This is a genomic window from Prochlorococcus marinus str. MIT 9107, assembly GCF_000759855.1.
In the GTDB taxonomy this organism is placed as follows: domain Bacteria; phylum Cyanobacteriota; class Cyanobacteriia; order PCC-6307; family Cyanobiaceae; genus Prochlorococcus_A; species Prochlorococcus_A marinus_N.
On the sequence record NZ_JNAI01000001.1, the window covers coordinates 64,637 to 86,833 of the forward strand.

The 22,197-nt window shown below is 32.4% G+C and carries 19 protein-coding genes; 11 read left to right on the top strand and 8 right to left on the bottom strand.

The window, feature by feature from the left end; genetic code table 11:
• Positions 1-19: 19 nt before the first annotated feature.
• A complete protein-coding gene (locus tag EU92_RS08345; RefSeq protein WP_032513520.1) occupies positions 20-796 on the bottom strand; it encodes a DUF561 domain-containing protein in 777 nt (258 codons plus the stop codon).
• Between the two features lie 85 nt (positions 797-881).
• Between EU92_RS08345 and tilS the strand changes: the two genes are divergently transcribed.
• The gene (gene tilS / locus EU92_RS08340) at positions 882-1,892 is read left to right on the top strand and encodes a tRNA lysidine(34) synthetase TilS (protein WP_032513521.1); all 1,011 of its coding nucleotides are present in this window, start codon (positions 882-884) and stop codon (positions 1,890-1,892) included.
• Here the strand turns inward: tilS and EU92_RS08335 are convergent.
• The 3 genes from EU92_RS08335 to EU92_RS08325 form a co-directional block, all read right to left on the bottom strand.
• Complete coding sequence (locus tag EU92_RS08335) at positions 1,889-3,862, bottom strand: ribonuclease J (protein ID WP_032513522.1); 1,974 nt, start codon at positions 3,860-3,862, stop codon at positions 1,889-1,891. The two genes, tilS and EU92_RS08335, sit on opposite strands and share 4 nt — an antisense overlap.
• A gap of 77 nt (positions 3,863-3,939) precedes the next feature.
• A complete protein-coding gene (dapA, locus tag EU92_RS08330) occupies positions 3,940-4,848 on the bottom strand; it encodes a 4-hydroxy-tetrahydrodipicolinate synthase (protein WP_032513523.1) in 909 nt (302 codons plus the stop codon).
• Positions 4,845-5,876, bottom strand: a complete 1,032-nt coding sequence (locus EU92_RS08325) for an aspartate-semialdehyde dehydrogenase (RefSeq protein ID WP_032513524.1) — start codon at positions 5,874-5,876, stop codon at positions 4,845-4,847. Before EU92_RS08325 ends, dapA begins: the two co-directional genes overlap by 4 nt.
• A gap of 124 nt (positions 5,877-6,000) precedes the next feature.
• On the opposite strand from EU92_RS08325, the gene tig reads away from it, so the two are divergent.
• From tig to EU92_RS08305, 4 genes are all read left to right on the top strand, one after another.
• A complete protein-coding gene (gene tig, locus EU92_RS08320; RefSeq protein ID WP_032513525.1) occupies positions 6,001-7,428 on the top strand; it encodes a trigger factor in 1,428 nt (475 codons plus the stop codon).
• Between the two features lie 89 nt (positions 7,429-7,517).
• Positions 7,518-8,138 (top strand): ATP-dependent Clp endopeptidase proteolytic subunit ClpP, encoded by a 621-nt coding sequence (clpP, locus tag EU92_RS08315; RefSeq protein ID WP_275040506.1) that lies wholly within the window; start codon positions 7,518-7,520, stop codon positions 8,136-8,138.
• 102 nt (positions 8,139-8,240) lie between these two features.
• Entirely contained in the window at positions 8,241-9,608 is a 1,368-nt protein-coding gene (gene clpX, locus EU92_RS08310) for an ATP-dependent protease ATP-binding subunit ClpX (RefSeq protein WP_032513528.1), read from the top strand.
• Positions 9,609-9,666: 58 nt separating this feature from the next.
• On the top strand, positions 9,667-11,430 hold the full coding sequence (locus EU92_RS08305; protein WP_032513531.1) for a DNA polymerase III subunit gamma/tau: 1,764 nt from the start codon (positions 9,667-9,669) through the stop codon (positions 11,428-11,430).
• A gap of 1 nt (position 11,431) precedes the next feature.
• Here EU92_RS08305 and EU92_RS08300 read toward each other — a convergent pair whose 3' ends face one another.
• Both EU92_RS08300 and EU92_RS08295 read right to left on the bottom strand, forming a co-directional pair.
• Positions 11,432-12,733: a glycosyltransferase gene (locus tag EU92_RS08300; RefSeq protein WP_032513532.1), complete on the bottom strand. Its 1,302-nt coding sequence runs from the start codon at positions 12,731-12,733 to the stop codon at positions 11,432-11,434.
• 27 nt (positions 12,734-12,760) lie between these two features.
• The gene (locus EU92_RS08295) at positions 12,761-14,296 is read right to left on the bottom strand and encodes a SpoIID/LytB domain-containing protein (protein WP_032513533.1); all 1,536 of its coding nucleotides are present in this window, start codon (positions 14,294-14,296) and stop codon (positions 12,761-12,763) included.
• Between the two features lie 91 nt (positions 14,297-14,387).
• Here EU92_RS08295 and rpmI point away from each other — a divergent pair, with 91 nt between their 5' ends.
• From rpmI to EU92_RS08265, 6 genes are all read left to right on the top strand, one after another.
• A complete protein-coding gene (rpmI, locus tag EU92_RS08290; protein ID WP_011819271.1) occupies positions 14,388-14,585 on the top strand; it encodes a 50S ribosomal protein L35 in 198 nt (65 codons plus the stop codon).
• A 28-nt stretch (positions 14,586-14,613) separates the two neighbouring features.
• The gene (rplT, locus tag EU92_RS08285; RefSeq protein WP_032513535.1) at positions 14,614-14,961 is read left to right on the top strand and encodes a 50S ribosomal protein L20; all 348 of its coding nucleotides are present in this window, start codon (positions 14,614-14,616) and stop codon (positions 14,959-14,961) included.
• 37 nt (positions 14,962-14,998) lie between these two features.
• Positions 14,999-15,556, top strand: coding sequence for a tetratricopeptide repeat protein (locus tag EU92_RS08280; RefSeq protein ID WP_032513536.1), 558 nt, complete (start codon positions 14,999-15,001; stop codon positions 15,554-15,556).
• 2 nt (positions 15,557-15,558) lie between these two features.
• A complete protein-coding gene (locus EU92_RS08275; RefSeq protein ID WP_032513537.1) occupies positions 15,559-16,353 on the top strand; it encodes a thiazole synthase in 795 nt (264 codons plus the stop codon).
• Between the two features lie 170 nt (positions 16,354-16,523).
• Entirely contained in the window at positions 16,524-17,717 is a 1,194-nt protein-coding gene (locus EU92_RS08270; protein WP_032513538.1) for an NAD-dependent epimerase/dehydratase family protein, read from the top strand.
• Positions 17,718-17,744: 27 nt separating this feature from the next.
• Positions 17,745-18,878: a glycosyltransferase family 4 protein gene (locus tag EU92_RS08265; protein WP_032513539.1), complete on the top strand. Its 1,134-nt coding sequence runs from the start codon at positions 17,745-17,747 to the stop codon at positions 18,876-18,878.
• A gap of 12 nt (positions 18,879-18,890) precedes the next feature.
• Here the strand turns inward: EU92_RS08265 and EU92_RS08260 are convergent, their stop codons facing one another.
• Positions 18,891-19,139: a hypothetical protein gene (locus EU92_RS08260; protein ID WP_032513540.1), complete on the bottom strand. Its 249-nt coding sequence runs from the start codon at positions 19,137-19,139 to the stop codon at positions 18,891-18,893.
• A 129-nt stretch (positions 19,140-19,268) separates the two neighbouring features.
• Complete coding sequence (gene gcvP / locus EU92_RS08255) at positions 19,269-22,178, bottom strand: aminomethyl-transferring glycine dehydrogenase (RefSeq protein WP_032513542.1); 2,910 nt, start codon at positions 22,176-22,178, stop codon at positions 19,269-19,271.
• Positions 22,179-22,197 lie beyond the last annotated feature (19 nt).

Sequence of the window (22,197 nt, forward strand, 5' to 3'; positions counted from 1 at the left end):
AGCTAAAGTTCTTAATATACTAAGAAATTTTTTCTCTAATTATTGAATTTTTCAAAGATTCTTTTAGGCCCCTAACAACCGCAATCATCGATATTAAATCATCTAATTTATTAACTGCAGATCCAACCCCAACTGCTGAGGCGCCGCAAGATATTGCTAATGGACAGGTTACTTGACTTAATCCAGAAGCACTCATAATTGGTATATTGACAGACTGTTTCTTAAATTCCTGATTAATAGCATAGGTAGCTGCAAGAGTTGGTACTGACTTTTCAAAAAAACCTTGGATTCCAGATGAATAGGGGCTAGAACTGGTGCCACCTTCTGTTTGAATAATATCAACACCTTCTTGAGCTAGCTTTAAAGCAAGATCAACTTGTTTATCAATAGGCATAGTATGAGGAACCGTTACCGATAGGGGAACATTAGGTAATAAATCCTTTGTCTCTTTAGTTAGATTTAAGACTTTTTCTTCTGAAAAATTAATACCTTTTTCATAAAAAGTGTCATAATTTCCTATCTCAATTAATGAGGCGCCTGCTTTTACAGAATCTATAAAAATCTGAGGCACTACTGAACTCACACATACTAGTAATGAAGAATTCTGACGTGCTAGATGAACGAGTTCAGGCTTACAAGCAATATCAACAAGATCTGCACCTCCTAATGAAGCAGCCTCAACAATTGTTTTCACAGATTGAACATCGAAATTATTCAATCCAGAAATTACCTTGAGTAAAGATTTACTTCTCAACTCTTCTTTAATTGTTTGTGGCAAAAGATTAATCAGACTCATTTACTTAATGAATTTATTACCCGATTGTGACATTGTTTTAGTAAAACAGTGCATTTTTTAAAAAATATTATCTGAGCAACACAAAATGTCTGATAAAAATTTCACTCAGAAAAATTGGTCATCATGGCATCACCTCCTTCATAAGGAGATTCTTAGCAAAAAAACATTAATTCCCACAGGATCGAATATTTTAATCAGTGTTTCCGGTGGGCAAGACTCTATGGCCTTATTAACCCTAATTAATGACCTAAAAAAAATTCATAATTGGTCAATTAGTGTTTGGCATGGAGATCATCAGTGGCATCAAAAATCATCAATATATGCTTTTGAATTAAAAAGTTATTGCGAAGAAAAAAAAATCTCATTCTATTTTGATAAAGCAAATAAAGAAAACATTTTTTCTGAAGAAAAAGCACGAGATTGGAGATATAAAAAATTATGTGCAAGAGCCAAAACTTTATTAAAAAAGAATCAGGAACAAAAAAATATTCATTTATTAACTGGTCACACTAGTAGTGATAATTCAGAAACATTTATACTTAATTTAGCCAGAGGCAGCAATTTTGCCGGTCTCAGCAATATTGAGAGCAAAAGATTACTAGAAAATCAAATTTTTTTAATAAGACCAATATTAATTTTCAGTAGAGAAGACACAAAAAAATTCTGTAATGATTTGAACATCCCATTCTGGGAAGATCCAACAAATTCAGATCTTAAATTAAAAAGAAATTTAGTTAGAAAACAAATTATTCCTACCTTAGAAAATATCTATCCAGGGTGTTCTTCAAGGATAAATGATTTTTCCCAAAAAATGAGCAACTACAATAATGAGCGTAATGATCTTAGTGAACTAGCGTACCTCTACTGTAAAGACTTAAAAGGTATTAATAGAAATCTTTTAAATAACATGTGTGTTGAAGCAAGGTGCACTATCTTAAATAGATTTTTAAGGGAAGCATGTAAGAAACAATATAGTTCTAAAAATTTAGAAAAATTAGCAACTTCAATTTATTACAAAAACAAAGGTCAAGTTAACTTACAAGAGTCTTTAAAAATTATTTGGAATAAAAATTATATTGATATTCAGGAAATTTAAGATACTACGGCAGATCTTCTTCTTCGTGTACGACCCGAAGAAACTTCCTCTTTATTTTCTACTGATTCTTTAATAGGTTTATTTTGAGATTGATCATTCTTAGATGACTGATTTTTGAAGTTATTTTGGTTGGTAGCTTTGGGTTGATTATTCACATTAGGATAATGTTTATGTCTCGGTTGATGTTTTACTTCATCATCTAATTTAGGCTGATAAGCACGAGTTCCACTTGGTGCAGGCTGAGCCAAACAAAGAATTAAAGGCTCTACTTGTAATTCTCTTCTCATTCTTCTAGATAAACCATTCTCAATTTCTCTTTGGACACCTATCCAATCAACTTCAAAATTGTTTGGTCCAGTTTGTCTTGATAATTGCTTCCATCTATTTGACAATACCCAACTTATCTCTCGTTCTGTCCACATTGACATTTTTCTAGGATCTGCAGAGATTACAACTCCTCTAAGACTTACCCTTGGTGGTGCAACCATATTGCCGTCTGTACTTATAGGGGCTAAAACAGTAACTATTCCATCATCAGCTAGTTGCTGTCTCTCTTTAAGTGCTCTTGCATCAACGACACACGTTCTAGTATTGTCAAGCATTTCGATACCTGACTTGACAGGTTCTCCTTGAATCATAGAATCTGATCTAAGTTCGATCGTATCTCCATTATCGAGAATTAGTACATTATTCGGATCAACACCCATCGAAACCGCAGTTTTACCATGTAAAACTTGCATTCTATATTCTCCATGCACAGGCACAAAGAACTTTGGCTTAATCAACGCTAGCATTAACCTCTGATCGTCCCTACATCCATGACCAGAAACATGAATGCCATGTTCTTTTCCATAAATAACATTAGCTCCTAGTTTGATTAACTTATCAATACTATGAACAACTGAAATAGTATTTCCTGGAATGGGGCTAGAAGAGAATATTACAGTATCAGTTGTTTTGAGTTTTACATGAGGGTGCTCATCTCTTCCAATCCTGCTTAAAGCTGCCATGACTTCACCTTGGCTCCCTGTCATTAAAAGCAATGTTTCTCTATCTGGTAAGTCTCGAATACTTTTGATTGGAAAAAAAAGGTCATCTGGACACTTGATATAACCCAATTCTCGACATTTACCAACAACATTCAACATTGATCTGCCCATTAATCCAATTTTCCTTCCATGCTTCATCGCAAGCTGAATGACCATTGCAACTCTATGAGTTGAGCTTGCAAAAGTAGTAAGCATTACTCTTCCTTTAGCTTCAGAAATTAATCGATCTAAATTCGGGAAAACAGAAATCTCAGAAGGAACAAATCCCTTTACTTCAGAATTAGTTGAATCTGAAAGCATACAAAGAACGCCTTTCTCTCCGTAGTAGACCATTCTTTCAATATCTGCATGTTTTTTATCTGGCGGAAGATGATCAAATTTAAAATCCCCAGTAAAAAATACCACTCCTACAGGCGTAGTCAAAGCTAAGGAGAAACTATCCCCAATAGAGTGAGTATTACGAATAAACTCAACTGAGAAATTTTGGCCAAGTTTAACAACTTGTCTTGGTTCGATAGTTTGTATAGTTGTTCGATCTGCCACGCCAGCTTCTTCCATTTTGCCTTTAAGCATTGACATCGCCAAAGGTGGGCCATAGATAACAGGGATTCTAAATTTCTTTAAATGATGTGATATTCCTCCAATATGATCTTCATGGCCATGAGTTACTATCATTCCTCGAAATCTATGTAAGTTAGCCTGCAAATATGTTGTATCTGGCATTACAACATTTACTCCATGCATGCCATCACTAGGAAAAGCTAATCCACCATCTATAAGAATAATATCGTCTCCATATTCAAAAACACATGTATTTTTTCCTATTTCATGAAGTCCTCCTAAGGGAATAATTTTTAAGCAAGGACTGTTTGTTTGTGTTTTTGATTGTTTATTATTTGTTTTGATTTGATTTGTATTCATGATGATTATTTTTTGCGAGCAAGCAAATTTGTAGTTATTTTAATTAAATTAAGCTTATCAAAGCTTTGAAGAAGTATTTACAAAGATAGATTTTGAATTATCTTGGATAAATTTTCTTTTTGATCTTTATTAAGTGGTGTCAATGGATTTCTTGGGGAACCCACTTGCCAGCCTAAAAGCTCTAAAGCTGCCTTAATTGGAATTGGATTAGTTGTCTCAAAGAGTGCTTTAAAGAGTGGTTGAAGTCTTTCATGAATATTTAACGCATTAGAGACCTCCCCATTCAGAAATAAATAAATCATTTCTTTTAATTGCGTGCCAACCAAATGACTAGCCACACTTACAACACCAACAGCACCGACAGACATCATAGGAAGCAATAAAGAATCATCGCCACTATATATAGAAAGTTCAGAGCCGCAAGCTGCCCTTAACTCCGTCACTTCTTCTATTCTACCGCTTGCCGCTTTAATACAGCTAATATTTGAGAAATCCATAAGTTTATTCACAGTATCAGGTAATAAATTGCACCCTGTCCTTCCAGGTATGTTGTAAAGCATCAAGGGTAAATCCTTTGCCGAATTAGCAATAGAACTGAAATGTTGATAAAGACCTTCTTGAGGAGGTTTATTATAGTAAGGAACAACAACCAACGCACCGTCCGCCCCAAAGTTGTAAGCTTTTTTTGTAGCTTCTACAGCCTCGCTTGTGCAATTACTACCAGTACCAACTATTAACTGACATTTTGAATCCAAAGATCCTTTTACTGCGATAAATAAATCATGCTGTTCCTCCCATGAAAGAGTTGGAGATTCTCCAGTGGTGCCACAAAGCACGATGCCATCAGAACCATTATTAAAAAGATAATTTGAAAGTTTTATAGCTAGTTCATAATCTACATCTCCATTTTTGTTGAATGGAGTAACCATTGCAGTCAATATTCTTCCAAATAATGGATTAGTAAACTTAGTTTTGTGTGTAGTCATTTTTTTGGAATTAATAACTCAGCTATTTGAACAGCATTAAGAGCTGCTCCTTTTCTTATTTGATCTCCACATAACCATAATTCTAATCCATTTGGATTGCTTATATCAGTTCTTAACCTACCAACAGCAATATTATCCCTTCCCATAACATCATTTGGCATTGGAAATCTGTTACTTTTATAATCCTCGATAATTTCAATTCCAGGAGATTTTTTTAATTCATCAAGAGCATCTTTAGGTTCAACTGCACCAGCAAATTCAATATTGATAGATTCTGAGTGGGCTCTCAGTACTGGAACTCGTACACATGTAGCAGAGAGCTTTAAATCAGCAATATTTAATATTTTTCTGGTCTCATTAACCATTTTCATCTCTTCTTCGCAGTAATTATTTTCAAGCATAGTTGAATTATGTAGGAACAAATTAAATGCCAAAGAGTGAGGCAAAGCTTGACTTTTTTGGGGATCACCCTGGAGATATTTTTCAGTTAAAAATTTTAATTCCTCCATAGCTAATTGACCTGCACCACTGACGGATTGATATGTTGAGACAATGACCCTTTGAATAGTAGAAAGTTTATTTAACGGAGCCAAAACTAATGTCAACAAAATGGTAGTGCAGTTTGGGTTCGCTATTATCCCATCATGATTAAGTGCATCACTAGCATTTACTTCAGGAACTACAAGAGGTACGTTCTTATCCAACCTGAAAGCACTCGAATTATCTATCAGTACAGCATTTTGATCCATAATGGTAGACAACCATTTTTTTGAGATACTTCCACCGGCTGAAGCTAAAACTAAATCAAGATTTAAGAATTCTTCTTTGGTAGTTTTTTTTGTAACTAATTCTTCATCTTTCCAAATAATTTTTTTCCCTTCCGAACGCTCAGACGAAAGTAAGACCAATTCTGATATTGGAAAATCGCGTTGTTCAAGAATTCTGAGTAATTCAGATCCTACAGCACCTGAAGATCCTAAAACAGCAACTTTTAATGGCCTATTAGGCAAAAACTGAGATTTTCTCACACTTAAAAAAGTTTTTTATTAATGGATTGACTATTTTTTTTACTTTATCAAAAAATTAACTTTCAAGGAAATCATATAATGTGAAATAATTAAGTTTCGGCTTATAGTAATAATTACAAAAGACATGGCTAAAGAAGCTTTAATAGTCAAAACAACTCCTCTGCCTCAAAGTAGAATTTCATTTGAATTAGAGATACCATCTGAGACATGCAAGACGTGTGTAAATGAAACAATCAATGCTATTAGTCGTTCGGCTAAAATTCCAGGATTTAGACTTGGTAAAATTCCTAAACAAGTCTTAATTCAAAGAATTGGGATCATGCAATTACATGCTTCTGCTCTAGAAAAAATAATTGATAAATCATGGCAAGAAGCGTTAAAAATAAAATCTATAGAGCCTCTCAGTGAGCCCGAATTGGTAGATGGATTTGAATCTTTACTTGAAAAGTTTAGTCCTGAAAAATCACTTAAAGTAACACTCCAAACTGATGTTGCCCCCGAATTAAAACTAAAAAAATCCAAAGGACTTAGTATTGAAATCTCAAAAAATAAATTTGATCCTAAGTCAGTAGATGAAGCGCTAGAAAAATCTAGAAGTCAGTTTGCAAATATTATTCCAGTAACCAATAGAGCAGCGAAATTAGGGGATATTGCTGTAGTTAGTTTCAAAGGGAAATATAAAGATTCTGGTAAAGAGATTGATGGTGGGACAAGTGAATCAATGGATCTTGAGTTAGAAAAGAACAAAATGATTCCCGGTTTCGTTGAGGGGATCGTAAAAATGAAAATTGGTGATACTAAAACACTTAACCTTAAATTTCCTGAAGATTATTCCCATGAGGATTCAAGAGGCAAAGAGGCAATCTTTGAAATAAATCTTAAGGATCTTAAGGAAAAAGAATTACCTGAACTTAATGACGATTTTGCGAAACAGTCTGGCAACAAAGAATCATTAAAAGAATTAAAGAAAGATATAGAAAAGCAACTTAAAGAAAACTTCGAAAAAACTCAAAAAGATATCAAAATTGAGGCTTTATTGGAGGCCTTAACAAATGAATTGGTTGCTGAAATTCCAAAATCTATGATTGATATTGAGGTAAGGAATAATATTGAACAAACCGCGCAAAGATTTGCTCAACAAGGTCTAGATGTTAAATCTACTTTCACTCCGGAATTAGTTAAATCATTATCAGAGTCCACAAGACCTCAGGCTGAAAAAAATGTTCAAAGAAATTTAGCTCTAAAAGCATTAGCTGAAAAAGAAAACATAACAATTGAAAAAGATGAGATTGATTTAAAAATGAAAAATTACGAAGATGCAATCTCTCAATCTTCAAAACAAATCGATATAAAAAAATTAACAGAAGTAATACGTGACGATTTACTCAAAGAAAAATTAATCATTTGGCTTGAAGAAAATTCCCAGGTAAAAGAAAAAAATATAAAAGCCACAAAAAAGTCAACAAAAGCTTCGAAAACAGTGAAACAAGCGACAAAAACTACAAAAACTAGAAAAACGACAAAAAATCAAAATAAAAAAGAAAAAAATTAATTTATGAAATTTCCTACTAATTAATTAAAAACCGCTTAAATTATCTATAAGACGAAAATTATTTTGTGAACTCAGAAAAAAAACATTTAATCCAAAGCTCAATAAGTTCTTACAAAAGCATTAATAAAACTAGTGCAGCTGTTCCTACTGTTATAGAACAATCTGGGCGAGGAGAAAGAGCTTTTGATATTTATTCAAGATTATTGAGGGAGAGAATAATTTTTTTAGGTACTGGAATTAATGATCAAGTATCTGACTCTCTTGTTGCACAATTATTATTTCTTGAAGCTGAAGATCCTGAAAAAGACATCCAAATTTATATAAACTCGCCTGGTGGCTCAGTAACAGCGGGAATGGCTATATACGATACTATGCAACAAATATCCCCTGATGTAGTAACAATATGCTTTGGAGTAGCTGCAAGCATGGGCGCATTTCTACTTTCTGGTGGAGCAAAGGGGAAAAGATTGGCTTTGCCTAATTCTAGGATAATGATTCATCAGCCTCTCGGAGGGGCACAAGGTCAAGCAGTAGAGATTGAAATACAGGCTAAAGAAATACTCTTTCTCAAGAAGACATTAAATTCGCTCTTAGCAGAACATACTGGTCAACCTATAGAAAAGATTAATGAAGATACAGAAAGAGATTACTTCTTATCTCCCTCAGAAGCAGTCGAATATGGATTGATTGATAAAGTTATCAAAAAATGACAAGCGATACTTATTTTTTAAGAATAAGATGACGAATCGATGTTTATAAGCAATCCTAGGGAATAGGGAATATTTAACCCTTTACTTTAGACTTTATAATCGATGGCTAAATTCGACGCCCATCTTAAGTGTTCATTTTGCGGGAAATCACAAGATCAAGTTAGAAAGCTAATAGCTGGTCCTGGGGTTTATATCTGTGATGAGTGCATAGATCTTTGTAATGAAATTCTTGATGACGAACTAATTGATAATCAAGCGAACACAAACAACACTCAGCAAGTAAAAAAGAAATTACCAACTGATAATCCCCAAAAATCTATTCCTTTAGAATTAACCTCAATTCCTAAACCATTAGAAATTAAAAGTTTTCTTGATAATCAAGTAGTTGGACAAGAATCTGCGAAGAAAATTCTATCAGTAGCGGTATACAACCACTACAAAAGATTAGCTTGGAAAGTTAAAGAAGAAAATAAAAATAGTAATTCAAAGGATTCACAAGCAACCAAATTACAAAAATCAAATATTTTACTGATCGGCCCAACTGGAAGCGGAAAAACATTATTAGCACAAACTTTAGCTGAATTTCTAGATGTTCCTTTTGCAGTAGCTGATGCAACGACTTTAACGGAAGCTGGATATGTTGGAGAAGATGTTGAAAATATACTTTTAAGACTTTTACAGAAATCAGAAATGAATGTCGAACTAGCTCAAAAAGGAATTATATACATAGACGAAATAGATAAAATTGCCAGAAAGAGCGAAAATCCTTCAATTACTAGAGATGTCTCTGGTGAAGGCGTACAGCAAGCATTATTAAAAATGCTTGAAGGAACAATTGCTAATGTTCCACCGCAGGGAGGTAGAAAACATCCTTATCATGATTGTATTCAAATTGATACAAGTCAAATTTTATTTATTTGCGGCGGGGCTTTTATAGGTTTAGAAGATATAGTGCAAAAGCGTTTGGGTAAACACTCAATAGGATTTACCACAAATTCAGATCAGAATAAAGTTGATACTAAGAAAATAGTAGACCCAAGAGATGCACTAAAAAATTTAGAGTTAGATGATTTAGTTAAATACGGACTCATTCCAGAATTTATTGGAAGAATTCCCGTTTGTGCTGTGTTGGAGTGTCTTACAAAAGAAACTTTAGAATCTATTCTAACTCAACCAAGAGATGCACTAGTAAAGCAATTTAAAACTTTACTAAGTATGGATAATGTTGAATTAAATTTTGAGCCTGATTCTGTAGTAGCCATAGCAAATGAAGCATTTAAAAGAAAAACAGGTGCAAGAGCATTAAGATCAATAATTGAGGAACTAATGCTAGACATAATGTACACTTTGCCTTCTGAAGAAAATGTAAAGGAATTCACAATTACAAAAAAAATGGTAGATAATTTATTTTCTTCCAAAATTGTTAAACTACCTTCAGGGTCAAAAAGGATCATTAAAGAGTCTGCGTAAAATTTAGAGCTTAATTATCGCAATTTAAGCCCTAATTGTTCTAATTAATGAAGAATAAATGTCTAATATACATAAACCTTTTCATCAAAAATATAGACCCAATAACCTAGATCAACTGGTTGGTCAAAATTTTATATCTATTACTCTAAAACAAGCATTATTAACAAAAAAGATTGCTCCTGCATATCTTTTTAATGGTCCAAGAGGTACTGGAAAAACATCAAGTGCAAGAATATTTGCGAAATCTTTAAACTGCCAGGCATTCGAACAACCAACGATTAATCCTTGTGGTAAATGTGACTTATGTCAACAAATTACAGATGGGAATGCTCTAGATATTATCGAGATTGATGCAGCGTCTAATACAGGAGTTGAAAATATAAGAGAAATTATAGAAAGAGCAAGGTTTGCACCTACTCAAGCAAGATGGAAAGTATACGTTATTGATGAATGTCATATGCTTTCCACAGCAGCTTCAAATGCTTTACTAAAAACTATTGAAGAACCGCCTTCAAGAGTTGTATTTATCCTGGCGACGACAAATCCTGAGAGAGTATTAAATACAATCCAAAGTAGATGTCAAAAGTTTGATTTTAGAAGAATAAGCCCTAGTGACATTGTTCAACATTTATCAGAAATAGCAAAAAAAGAATCCATTCATTATGAAGTTCAAGCATTAAAAATAATTGCAAAAAGATCTAATGGAGGAATGAGAGATGCACAAAGCCTTCTTGAACAGCTTAATTTACTACCAGAGGGTATAACAATAAGAAATATTCAAAACTTGCTAGGAGAAGTTTCAGAAATTGAGTTAACCAATTTGATTAAATCATTAATTGAGAATAATGCAGCGTCATTAATAATCGCCTGCAACAAATTATATGATGCTGGAAACGAACCCCATCAAATAATTATTGGATTATTAAATATTACAAGAGATTTACTACTACACTCTTCAAATAATAAATATTCAGATCTTTACTATACTTCTGATGAATTTCAAGATGAATTAGATAAGATCTCAAAAACAATCAATAAATCAACAATAATTAATTGGCATAATAATCTGAGAAATATTGAATATCAAATCAAAACAAGTGATAATCCAAGGCTTTGGTTTGAAATTCATTTAACTGGCCTTCTAGATAATCAAGAGGTAGATAGTATTGAGAATAAGCAAGAAAATAAAAATAATTCGACTAAAGAGAAACATGAAAACACAAAAAACAAGGAAACAATTAATAATGAAAATATTTTCAATAAAACTCCAGAACCAAGAATAAAAGAGAATATAAGCGGCATTGAATTCAATATAAAAAGAGAGACTAAATTAGAAACCTTTAATGAGCTTGAAAAAGAAAGTATGAGCAATATTTCAGATGAAAGACAAAATGATACTCAACCAAATAATTTAAAAGATAAGTGGGAACTAATTCTTTCTAAATTAGAATTACCATCTACAAGAATGTTACTTTCTCAACAAGCCGAACTTGAGAGTTTTGATTCTGAGAAAATCACAATTGCATTATCTCCAAACTGGGAAAATATGATAAAAAGCAGAAAAGTTATAATCGAAAATACAGTAAAAAAGATATTTGGAGATCAAATAATACTTAATTTTTCCACCAAAGAATTAACTAAAAGTAACCCACAACACTCTACAAAAACTAACAAAATTGAAGCAAAGGATCTAAAACCATTAATGAAAATAAAACCAAACAATAATTCCTCAATAAAAATATCCAAAGAGGAAATTTATGATGATAGTCCCAAAAACTTAGCAAATTTCTTTAATGGAGAAATTATAGACCTTGATGAATAAATTAAACTCCAGTATGAATAGTTTTTCGCCAAAGAATCTTTTTGGGAAAAATAGACATTTTTAGTGTTACCCAAGGGATTACTAGAAACCAATGTGATAAATAAAAAACTGATACAAATGTCATCAGAAAATTTCCTTTTTGCAATACCGGGACTTCGCTTTCACATGAAGATCCGTACCAAAAAGCAATTCCAGATAACATAAAAGCTGTGAATGAAATAGGCCAGTAAATTGGTGAATCTAATAAAACGATACTGAGAACTAAATCAAAAATAGAAATAATTGGTAGTGCATATTGCAAAATGAAAAAATAAGTTAAATCAAATTTCTGAAAAAAATCAATTTTATTAGTAAATAATTGATCCCCATAATCAAAAAATCTTTGCAAGCCTCCCTCTGCCCATCTTTGCCTTTGTGCTAATAAAGCATTTAAATTCTCAACTGCCTCTTCCATAACTGGAGGATCCCATAAGATTCCAATTCTAGATTTTGATAATAATAATCTTAAACTTAAATCTAAATCGTCCGTAACTGTGTCTTCATTAAAGGAACCACACGACACTAAGATATCTTTTTTTATTAATTGACCATTCCCCCTTAATTCAGAAACTCCAGCAACTGATAATCTTCCATATTGAAAGATTGCATCCATAGCCATCTCCATAGACTGACATGAAGTTAAAAAATTCTTACTCACATTTATTACTGATTTTCTTAATTGAACTGCGGACCAATCACCCTCTTTTACAAAATTAAACAACCTGATCAAAGAATCTTGCTTTAATTGAGCATCAGCATCCAAAACTAATAACCATTCTCCATGAGTAAACTTTAAGGCATAATTTAAAGCTCCTGACTTCCCGCCTCCTGCATTTGGAGAACGACTTACTACTTTTAGCTTGTCAAATTGTCTGGATAATCGATTTAGAATTAAGGGCGTCTTATCTGAACTACCATCATCAATTATAAAAATATTTAATTTATTTTTTGGATAATCTAAGTTAAATAACCTTTCAACTAATCTTGCTATAACATTCTCCTCATCTCTAGCTGCGACTAAAACATCAATTATAGGTAACTCTTTATTAGTAACTCTACTGCTAAAAGTATTTGAAAGCTTGTTCCTTTTGAAATTTCTAGAGATAACTATTAAACCATAAAAAGAAATGACGAAAGCAAGAATCCATATAAAGTAAAAAAAGCCTTCGATATTATTAACATGAGGAATAATAGCTACTAAAAAACAAGAACTAAGAAATAGCAACGACTTTAATCTTCGATTTTTATAAAAACCATTACTCATAAAAGTAAATTGCTAATTATTGAATTTTCATTGAGACAATATCTCAATTTTTTCAAGTTTTGCATCTTGATAGTAATGATTCAATATTTGTTCATAAGAAAATCCTAATTCAGCCATCTCAATTGCTCCTGCTTGTGATAAACCTACACCATGACCGAAGCCTCCTCCCTTCAAAAGCCACAAATCATCACTTAATTTATTAATAGTAAATAAATTACTAGGGATGAAACTTAATACTCGTCGAATATCATCTTTAACTAAAACAATAGATTGATTAACTTTGTTCGTCTTTATTTGTAATTTTGTTACTCTGCCGCTTGAACCCCTTTCAATAACATTTAAATCCAAAACATTTTGATTAGAGTTTATAAGTTTATTTTTAATTAAATTTTCTTTAATCATAAGACTTGAAATTTTTTTATTCCAGCGAAAAAGAGAATGATTGCTCCCATAAAATTGTGCTTTATCAAAATCTAAAAAATGATTTAATTCAAATTCACTTGGAATTGGAAGTTTAAAAATTTTTTTTAATGATTTAGAGCCATCTATGATTGAATTAAAATAAGAATAATTTTGCATTTGCCAAGACTCTCCCGAGGTAGCAGATACGCCACCATTAGAACCATGATAAAAAGCATTTATTGGTTGATTTTCATATGTGAGAATTAAATTTGAGGTTGCTTCTATAGCTTTTTGTACTTTCTTATATTTAGTTTTAGGAGGCTTATAAACTTGGCATTGAGTGCTTATACATAAATGATATTTATCCATATTAAATCTTTCAGAATTGTAAATTCCCCACGTTCGTGCAATAACTGCTTGTGCTTTAAGTGCTTCTAGAGGGGAACTCGGTCCAATTTCGTATGGTAAAACACCTTCCAAATAATCATCAAACTTAATTTTTTGAATTAATGTCCAAGTGCCATATGAATCTTGTATTAAATAAAAATTTTGACCAAAATAAACATCATTTATTTTTATATCCTCGTCAGCATAAATATGTATGGGTCCTTCAAGTTTCTTAAACCCATACTCACTATTAAGAAAAGGAGTAATTTGAATATTTTTTATTTTCCTGAAAATCTTATTTTTTAATTCAAACTCTGGCAAATCATCTTCAAATGGAATCCATACCTCCCAATTCTCAGGGTAAGCAACAGTAGTCTTAAATCCTTTATCTTTTAGTTTCTCTGCTTGTTTTTTTGCTGATTCATAGCTGGCAAAAGGGCCAAAAACAATTCTTTCTATTGTCTTTGGATTTTTGATTGGTATATCCCTCCAGGTAATATTTATTTGTTTTGAGTTATGCTTGATACCATTAGAAGAATGCAAGTTTAAAAAACCTTTATCAGTTTTAAAATTAATATTCTTTTTTATAGAAAAACTATCATTTTCACTGCCAAGATATTGCTTTAAACCAATTAAAAATTTTCCTTTTTTAATTTCTTTATTTAGTTCAACCTTTATCAGTTCTTCTGAAATTACATTATAAGCAACTTTAGTATTTATTAAAAGGAATATAAAGCTTAAAAATAAATTTAAAAAGGTAAATTTAAGTTTCATAAGTAAGAGATTTCTTTATCAATTAAAAACTTTAATTTGCACCAATGCGTATAAAGGTTTAGATTATTCTAATTAAACACATTTGGCTTAAATGTCTAAACTAAAAACTCGAAAATCAGCTGCCAAAAGATTTAAAGCTACTGCGACGGGTAAATTCATGAGAAGAAGGGCTTTCCATAATCATTTACTTGACCATAAAAGCTCAAAATTAAAAAGACATCTTTCAACAAAAGCAGTAGTTGATGAAAGAGATGCCGATAATGTAAGATTAATGATCCCCTACGCATAAAGTTTTAACCCATTTTCATTTATAATTCATGGCACGTGTAAAAAGAGGCAATATAGCCAGAAAAAGAAGAAACAAAATCTTAAATCTTGCAAAAGGTTTTAGAGGAGGAAACAAAAATCTTTTCAGAACAGCAAATCAAAGAGTAATGAAGGCTCTTTGCAATGCTTACAGAGATAGAAGAAGAAGAAAAAGAGATTTTAGGAGACTTTGGATTGCTAGAATTAATGCTTCAGCCAGAATAAATGGAACTAACTATAGCAAATTAATAAATGGCATGAAAAATTCCGAAATTATCATTAATAGAAAAATGCTTTCTCAATTAGCCTTGAACGATCCAAAATGTTTTGAAAAAATAGTTTCTTCCGTTAGTAATTAGAAAAAAAGAATATAATCTTAAAAAGTAATTATAAATAATGGAAATATCTTCCTTTCAATCCTATTTAATAATTCTTTTTGTTGTATTAATAATAATTTCTATTTTTGTATTCAGACAATTTTTTAGAACAAGAAGTGAAGAATTAAATTTAGTGAAATTCGAACAGAAGGGTTTAGATTCTCTAACTACAGCTACAGAATTATATGAATTTGGGTCTATTCAAATTAAAAAAAGATTATATTCTGAAGCAACTAAGACTTTTTTAAAAGCTATTGAAAATTATGAAAATGAACCTGATGAAGCCAAAGCCATAATAAATAATGCTTTAGGCTTTTCTTATGCTGCTCAAAATGAATTTAAAAAAGCCATTAAATACTATAAATATGCACTAAAAACACTCCCAGAATATCCGATAGCCCTAAATAATCTCGCATCAGCACAACAGCTTTTATTGGAATACGAATCGGCATATGCCACTTATCAAAAGGTTTTATTGATAGATCCAAAAAACAAAACAGCAATTAAAAAAAGCAAGGAGTTAGAAAAAAGAAATGATTACAAACCTTATAAAGGAATACAAGATAAGGGATTCTAAATATGGAAAATTTTTCATCTTTACTAATCGGAGGAAAACAGTTTTCCAGTAGATTGATGGTAGGTACTGGTAAATTCAAATCTGCACAAGACATGGAGGAAAGTTTGTCAAAGTCAGAAACAGAAATTATAACAGTCGCTGTTAGAAGAATTAAAAATGATCAGACTGGAGAAAATTTACTCGAAAAGATTAACTGGAAAAAATACTGGATGCTTCCTAATACAGCTGGTTGTGTAAATGCTGATGAAGCAGTCAGAATAGCAATTTTGGGAAGAGAGCTTGCAAAATTATCTGGACAAGAAGAAAATAATTTTGTCAAATTAGAAGTTATTCCTGACAAAAAGTATTTGCTCCCAGATCCAATAGAAACCCTAAAAGCAGCTGAAGTTTTAATAAAAAAGGGTTTTGCTGTACTTCCCTATATAAATGCAGATCCTATCCTCGCAAAAAGACTAGAGGAAGTAGGTTGTTCAACTGTAATGCCATTAGGCTCCCCAATTGGCTCCGGACAGGGTTTATTAAATTTGTCAAACATAGCAATTATTATTGAGAATGCCAAAGTGCCAGTGATAATTGACGCTGGAATTGGGGTACCTAGTGAAGCTTCTCAAGCTATGGAACTTGGAGCTGATGGTGTCTTAATAAATAGTGCAATCGCACTAGCTAAAAATCCGCCTCTAATGGCTCAAGCTATAAATTATGGAGTAAAAGCTGGCAGGCATGCTTTTCTTGCAGGAAGAATTGAAAGGCAAAGTTTTGCAATTGCAAGTTCACCAGAAAAAAACATATCTATCTAATTCTCGAAAGTTAAAAAATTTTAAAAGATAGTAAAAATTTATTATTTGGTTTTATTTATTGTATTTAAGAAAGAAGATTTGAAACTTTTTACAATATTTTTTAGCAAATAGGAAGCACACTGTAGTAATTTAATAAATATATTATGAATCTATTAATTCTGGAGTTTTGAGTGAAAGTTATTGTTCTTGGTGGAGATGGTTTTTGCGGTTGGCCTTGTGCGGTAAATTTAGCAGAACAAAATCATGATGTAATTATTGTCGACAATTTAAGTCGTAGAAAAATAGATATTGATCTAGAAGTAGAATCTTTAACTCCGATTTCTTCAATAACAGAAAGACTTTCTGTATGGAAAGAGATAGGAGGTAAACCCATGAGATTCCTTAATATGGATATCTCCAAACAATATCAAAAATTACTTAATTTGCTTATCGAAGAAAAACCAGATTCAGTTATCCATTTTGCAGAACAAAGAGCAGCACCCTACTCAATGAAATCGAGTTTTACTAAAAGATATACAGTCGATAATAATGTTAATGGGACACACAACCTTCTTGCTGCAATCGTAGAGAGTAATTTAGATATTCATGTAGTTCATTTAGGAACGATGGGAGTCTATGGATATGGATCCCATAGAGGTGCAACAATTCCAGAAGGTTATTTAAAAGTTGAAGTTCCACAACCTGATGGAAGTCGCTTTGAAGAAGAAATATTACACCCAGCTAGTCCAGGTAGTGTTTACCATATGACCAAAACTTTAGATCAATTATTATTTCTTTACTACAACAAAAATGATCTTGTAAGAATCACTGATTTGCATCAAGGTATTGTTTGGGGAACAAATACGGAAGCAACTTTGAGAGATCCTAGATTGACAAACAGATTTGACTATGACGGAGATTATGGAACTGTTCTAAACAGATTTCTAATGCAAGCTGCCATTGGATATCCATTAAGTGTTCATGGTACAGGAGGGCAAACAAGAGCATTTATACATATAAAAGACTCTGTAAAATGTGTACAACTTGCTCTTGAAAATCCTCCAAAACCAGGCGAGAGAGTCAAGATCTTTAATCAAATGACTGAAAGTCATCAAGTTGGAGAACTAGCTAAAAAAGTTGCATCTTTAACCGGAGCTGATATCAATTATCTACCAAATCCAAGAAATGAAGCAGTTGAAAATGATTTAATTGTTGATAATAAATGCTTTATAGAATTAGGTTTAAACCCAACAACTCTCGATAATGGCTTACTAGAAGAAGTGGTAGAGGTTGCTAAAAAATACTCCAAGCGATGTGATTTAAAACGCATACCGTGTGTTTCATCATGGACCAAAAAACAAGCTGAAGCCATAAAGACTAATTAAAATTTCTGAAATATTTACCTTAAGAAAGTGAAAATTGCATTGTTTACTGAAACTTTTTTACCTAAAGTTGACGGCATAGTAACAAGACTGACTAAAACTATTGAATTTTTAATAAAAAATGGTGATGAGGTCATTGTTTTTTGTCCCGAGGGATGTCCAGAGTCATATATGGGAGCAACTGTATTTGGAGTTGCTGCAATGCCACTACCTTTATACCCAGAATTGAAGCTTGGTTTGCCAGGTCCTGCTGTTTCAGAAAAGTTAGAAAAATTCAAACCAGATTTGATTCATGTTGTTAACCCAGCTGTACTTGGCTTAGGTGGTATTTGGTTGGCGAAAACTAATAATATTCCATTAATTGCAAGCTACCACACTCATCTCCCTAAATATCTTGAATACTATGGCATGGGTATGTTAGAGCCACTTTTATGGGAATTACTCAAAGCAGCTCATAATCAAGCCTTGTTAAATTTATGTACTTCCACCGCTATGGTGGATGAGTTAAAAGAAAAAGGTATTCAAAGGACTGCTCTATGGCAAAGAGGAGTAGATACTTACAGTTTCCGTCCAGATTTGAGAAGTGAGAAAGTGAGAGAAAAATTATTTGGGAAATATAAAGACGCTAATTACTTATTGATTTATGTAGGAAGATTATCAGCAGAAAAACAAATTGAGAGGATTAAACCAGTCCTAAAAAGTATTCCTAATGCTTGCCTAGCACTTGTAGGTGACGGACCATATAGAAACCAGCTTGAAAAAATCTTCGAAAATACCAAGACTAATTTCATAGGATATTTATCTGGCGATGAACTTGCTAGCGCCTATGCCTCTGGAGATATATTTTTATTTCCCTCGAGTACAGAAACACTTGGGTTGGTTTTACTAGAAGCAATGGCGGCAGGATGTCCAGTTATCGGGGCAAACAAGGGAGGTATTCCGGATATAATTAGCGATGGGATTAATGGTTGTTTATATGATCCTGATGAAAAAGATAATGGGGAACAAAGTTTGATTCAAGCGACAAAAAAAATTCTAGAGAATGAAGATAAAAGAGAAGTTATGAGGAAAGAGGCAAGAAACGAAGCAGAAAAATGGGATTGGAATCAAGCAACTTTACAACTACAAAATTATTATTCAGATACTCTCAGAGAAATAGATTAAACTCAATCTAAATTATGCTACATGTGGAGGCGTAGGATTACTAAACGAACTTAAAGGAAGTATTAGAGTAGCGATATTTTGATTCTTTTCAGGTCTTTTTTTCTTTGAGAATCTTTTACCAAAAGGTACTCTTATAACATTAGTTCCCTCAATAGAACAAATATGAGAGTTATCTCCTGAAGAATTATTGACAAAATTTGGTAAGTCGACATTTTTAACTGGCAGATGCTTAACATTACCAGATTTAGAATCTTTGGTCATAGCTTCAAATACCCCAAAAAATTTGATGCTCGAATATTTTAATAAAAAAATTTAAAAAAATTCTATAAGAAAATATTAAATTTTTATTCACATTGATAGTAACTAAGTAAATACAAGAACGCTAGTCCTTTAAGCACATTTTTTTTCTTCTAAAGTCTCTTCTTGATTTACATTGCAAGAACAAATTAAATTACGATCGCCATAGGCATTATTAATCCTAGAAACTGAAGACCAAAACTTAATAGTAGTTGGAGTTTTATAAGGAAAAGAAGCTTTTTCTTTTGAATAAGGATAATGCCAATTATCAGCAATTAACTCTTTCAGCGTATGGGGAGAATTGCTTATTACATTATTATTCTTTAATTCATTATTATTTTCTATTTCACTTATTTCTTCTCCTATCAATAGCATAGCCTCACAAAATCTATCTAATTCTGCCAAACTTTCACTTTCAGTAGGCTCTATCATTATGGTCTCTGGAACAGGCCAACTTATAGTTGGGGCATGAAAACTATAATCTATTAATCTTTTAGCTAAATCATTTACACTCAAACCAGTTTTAGATTTTAAATCTCTAAAATCTAAAATACATTCATGTGCGACAAAATTATTTTTTCCTTTATAAAGAATCTTGAATTTATGCTTTAAAGAATGCGCAATATAATTTGCAGATAAAATTGCGTGCGCAGTTGCTTTCCTTAAACCACTAAGACCAGCCATTTTTATGTACATCCAACTTATTGGAAGAATACTCGCACTCCCATGCTTGGCAGAAGATACGTAATTAGAACTAATAGATAAATTATTATCCATTAAAGAATGAGTAGGAAGAAATGGGCTTAAAGTTTCTGATGCGGCAACTGGACCTACTCCTGGACCACCACCTCCATGAGGAATGCAGAATGTTTTATGTAAATTCAAATGACAAACATCAACCCCATAGTTCCCAGGTTTGCATAATCCAACCTGAGCGTTCAGATTTGCTCCATCTAAATAGACAAATCCTCCAACAGAGTGAATTAAGTCACATATCTTTCTGATTTGTAATTCAAAAACTCCATGAGTAGAGGGGTAGGTCAACATAAGGGCTCCTATTTGGTTATCAAATTTCTTGACCTTGATGGACAAATCTTGAAAATCAATATTTCCTTCGTCATCACATTCAACAGTTAAAACATCAAAACCTGCCATAACGGCACTAGCAGGATTTGTTCCATGAGCACTTTTGGGAATTAAACATTTTTTTCTTAAAATTTCTCCTTTTGATTCAAAATAAGAATTTATTGCCAATAAACCTGCAAATTCTCCTTGTGAGCCTGCATTTGGTTGAAAAGAAACTGATTTTAAACCAACAATATCACTTATCCATTTTTCTAGGTCAGATATTATTTTTGAATAGCCTTTAGTTTGATCTGGTGGAGAAAAAGGATGAATGGAAGATAAATTAGCCCAAGAGACTGGATTTAACTCTGCTGCAGAATTTAACTTCATGGTGCAGCTTCCTAATGGCATCATTCCATCTACCAAAGAAAAATCTTTTTCAGCAAGTCGGAATATATATCTCATTAATTCAGTTTCACTTTGGTAATTTGTGAATATATCTTGCTGCATCCATTCACTGGATCTCAAAGCTAAACTTTCAAGATGAAATTTTTTGTCAAATTTTATATGCTCTAAATCTTCTTTTTTTTCTATAAGGTTTGCTATGAAAGTCACAATATCTTTGATTTCTTTTTCATTACTTAGCTCATCTAAAGAGATCCCAAAGCCAGTTGAATCTTCAATAGTTGCTCCCAACGGCAAAATTCTTAAGTTATACCCATTTTTTAAAGCTTCATTATGGATCTTTTGGGAGTGCTCAGAATAAACGTCAACACTATCAAATCTAATCCCATCAGGAATATCAAAACCTAAAGCAACCAAACAAGATTCTAAATTGATTCTCAACTCCACTAATCTCTTAGCAATTTGCGTTAATCCAGAGGGTCCATGATAAATAGCATAAAAAGAAGAAATTATGGCTAACAAAGATTGAGCAGTACAAATATTACTAGTGGCCTTCTCCCTTCTAATATGTTGCTCTCTTGTTTGCAATGCTAGTCTTAAAGACTTTTCTCCATTTTTAGAGAGAGTTTGCCCAACAATTCTTCCAGGTATCAGCCTTTTATATTTTTCGCTACATGCAAAATATGCAGCATGAGGGCCACCAAAACCCATTGGCACACCAAATCTTTGCATACTACCAACTGCAACATCAACACCAAATTCAGAAATTGGTTTAATTAAAACTTGTGCCAGTGGATCAATACATGCCGTTACAATAATTTCTGATCTATGTGCTTGGGATATTAAGAATGTGGGATCAAATAATTCCCCATTTTTGCCGGGTAATTGCAACAAAATGCCAAAAACATCATCATGATTAGGAAGATTACTTTGAGTAAAGCGTTTTAAGGATATTCCCAAAGGTTTTGCTCTGGTTTGTAGAACATTAAAAGTATGATCAAAAACATTTGATTCCACTAAGTACACTTTTGAAGATTTATTTTTTCTTGCGGAAAAACTCATGGCCATAGCTTCTGCTGCTGCAGTACCCTCATCTAACAAAGATGCATTGGAAACAGGGAATCCTGTTAGTTCACAAACAATAGTCTGAAAATTAAATAGAGCTTCTAACCTTCCTTGCGCAATTTCTGCTTGGTATGGAGTATAAGATGTGTACCACCTAGGATTTTCGAGAACATGTCTTTGGATTAATTTAGGCATGTGATTGTCATAATACCCAAGGCCTATTAGTGATCTCATTTTGGTATTTTTCTTTGCAATCTCGTCTAATTCATTTAAAGCCTCAATTTCTGAACAACCTTGGGGCAATATTTCTGAAGATTGACCTTTAAGCTGAATATCTTCAGGAATAACTTGATTTATAAATTGATCAATATTATTAAAACCAAGCTTGTTCAGCATAATTCTTTGATCATTATCTCCTAACCCAAGATGCCTATCTATAAACAAATCGGACCCAAATTTGGATGTCATATTAAAATATTTTTCTTTA

Excerpts from the sequence above, each read along its gene's own strand:
- EU92_RS08345 (WP_032513520.1), bottom strand. The coding sequence starts at position 796 with ATGAGTCTGATTAATCTTTTGCCACAAACAATTAAAGAAGAGTTGAGA.
- tilS (WP_032513521.1), top strand. The coding sequence starts at position 882 with ATGTCTGATAAAAATTTCACTCAGAAAAATTGGTCATCATGGCATCAC.
- EU92_RS08335 (WP_032513522.1), bottom strand. The coding sequence starts at position 3,862 with ATGAATACAAATCAAATCAAAACAAATAATAAACAATCAAAAACACAA.
- dapA (WP_032513523.1), bottom strand. The coding sequence starts at position 4,848 with ATGACTACACACAAAACTAAGTTTACTAATCCATTATTTGGAAGAATA.
- tig (WP_032513525.1), top strand. The coding sequence starts at position 6,001 with ATGGCTAAAGAAGCTTTAATAGTCAAAACAACTCCTCTGCCTCAAAGT.
- clpX (WP_032513528.1), top strand. The coding sequence starts at position 8,241 with ATGGCTAAATTCGACGCCCATCTTAAGTGTTCATTTTGCGGGAAATCA.
- EU92_RS08305 (WP_032513531.1), top strand. The coding sequence starts at position 9,667 with ATGTCTAATATACATAAACCTTTTCATCAAAAATATAGACCCAATAAC.
- EU92_RS08300 (WP_032513532.1), bottom strand. The coding sequence starts at position 12,733 with ATGAGTAATGGTTTTTATAAAAATCGAAGATTAAAGTCGTTGCTATTT.
- EU92_RS08295 (WP_032513533.1), bottom strand. The coding sequence starts at position 14,296 with ATGAAACTTAAATTTACCTTTTTAAATTTATTTTTAAGCTTTATATTC.
- rpmI (WP_011819271.1), top strand. The coding sequence starts at position 14,388 with ATGTCTAAACTAAAAACTCGAAAATCAGCTGCCAAAAGATTTAAAGCT.
- rplT (WP_032513535.1), top strand. The coding sequence starts at position 14,614 with ATGGCACGTGTAAAAAGAGGCAATATAGCCAGAAAAAGAAGAAACAAA.
- EU92_RS08280 (WP_032513536.1), top strand. The coding sequence starts at position 14,999 with ATGGAAATATCTTCCTTTCAATCCTATTTAATAATTCTTTTTGTTGTA.
- EU92_RS08275 (WP_032513537.1), top strand. The coding sequence starts at position 15,559 with ATGGAAAATTTTTCATCTTTACTAATCGGAGGAAAACAGTTTTCCAGT.
- EU92_RS08260 (WP_032513540.1), bottom strand. The coding sequence starts at position 19,139 with ATGACCAAAGATTCTAAATCTGGTAATGTTAAGCATCTGCCAGTTAAA.
- gcvP (WP_032513542.1), bottom strand. The coding sequence starts at position 22,178 with ATGACATCCAAATTTGGGTCCGATTTGTTTATAGATAGGCATCTTGGG.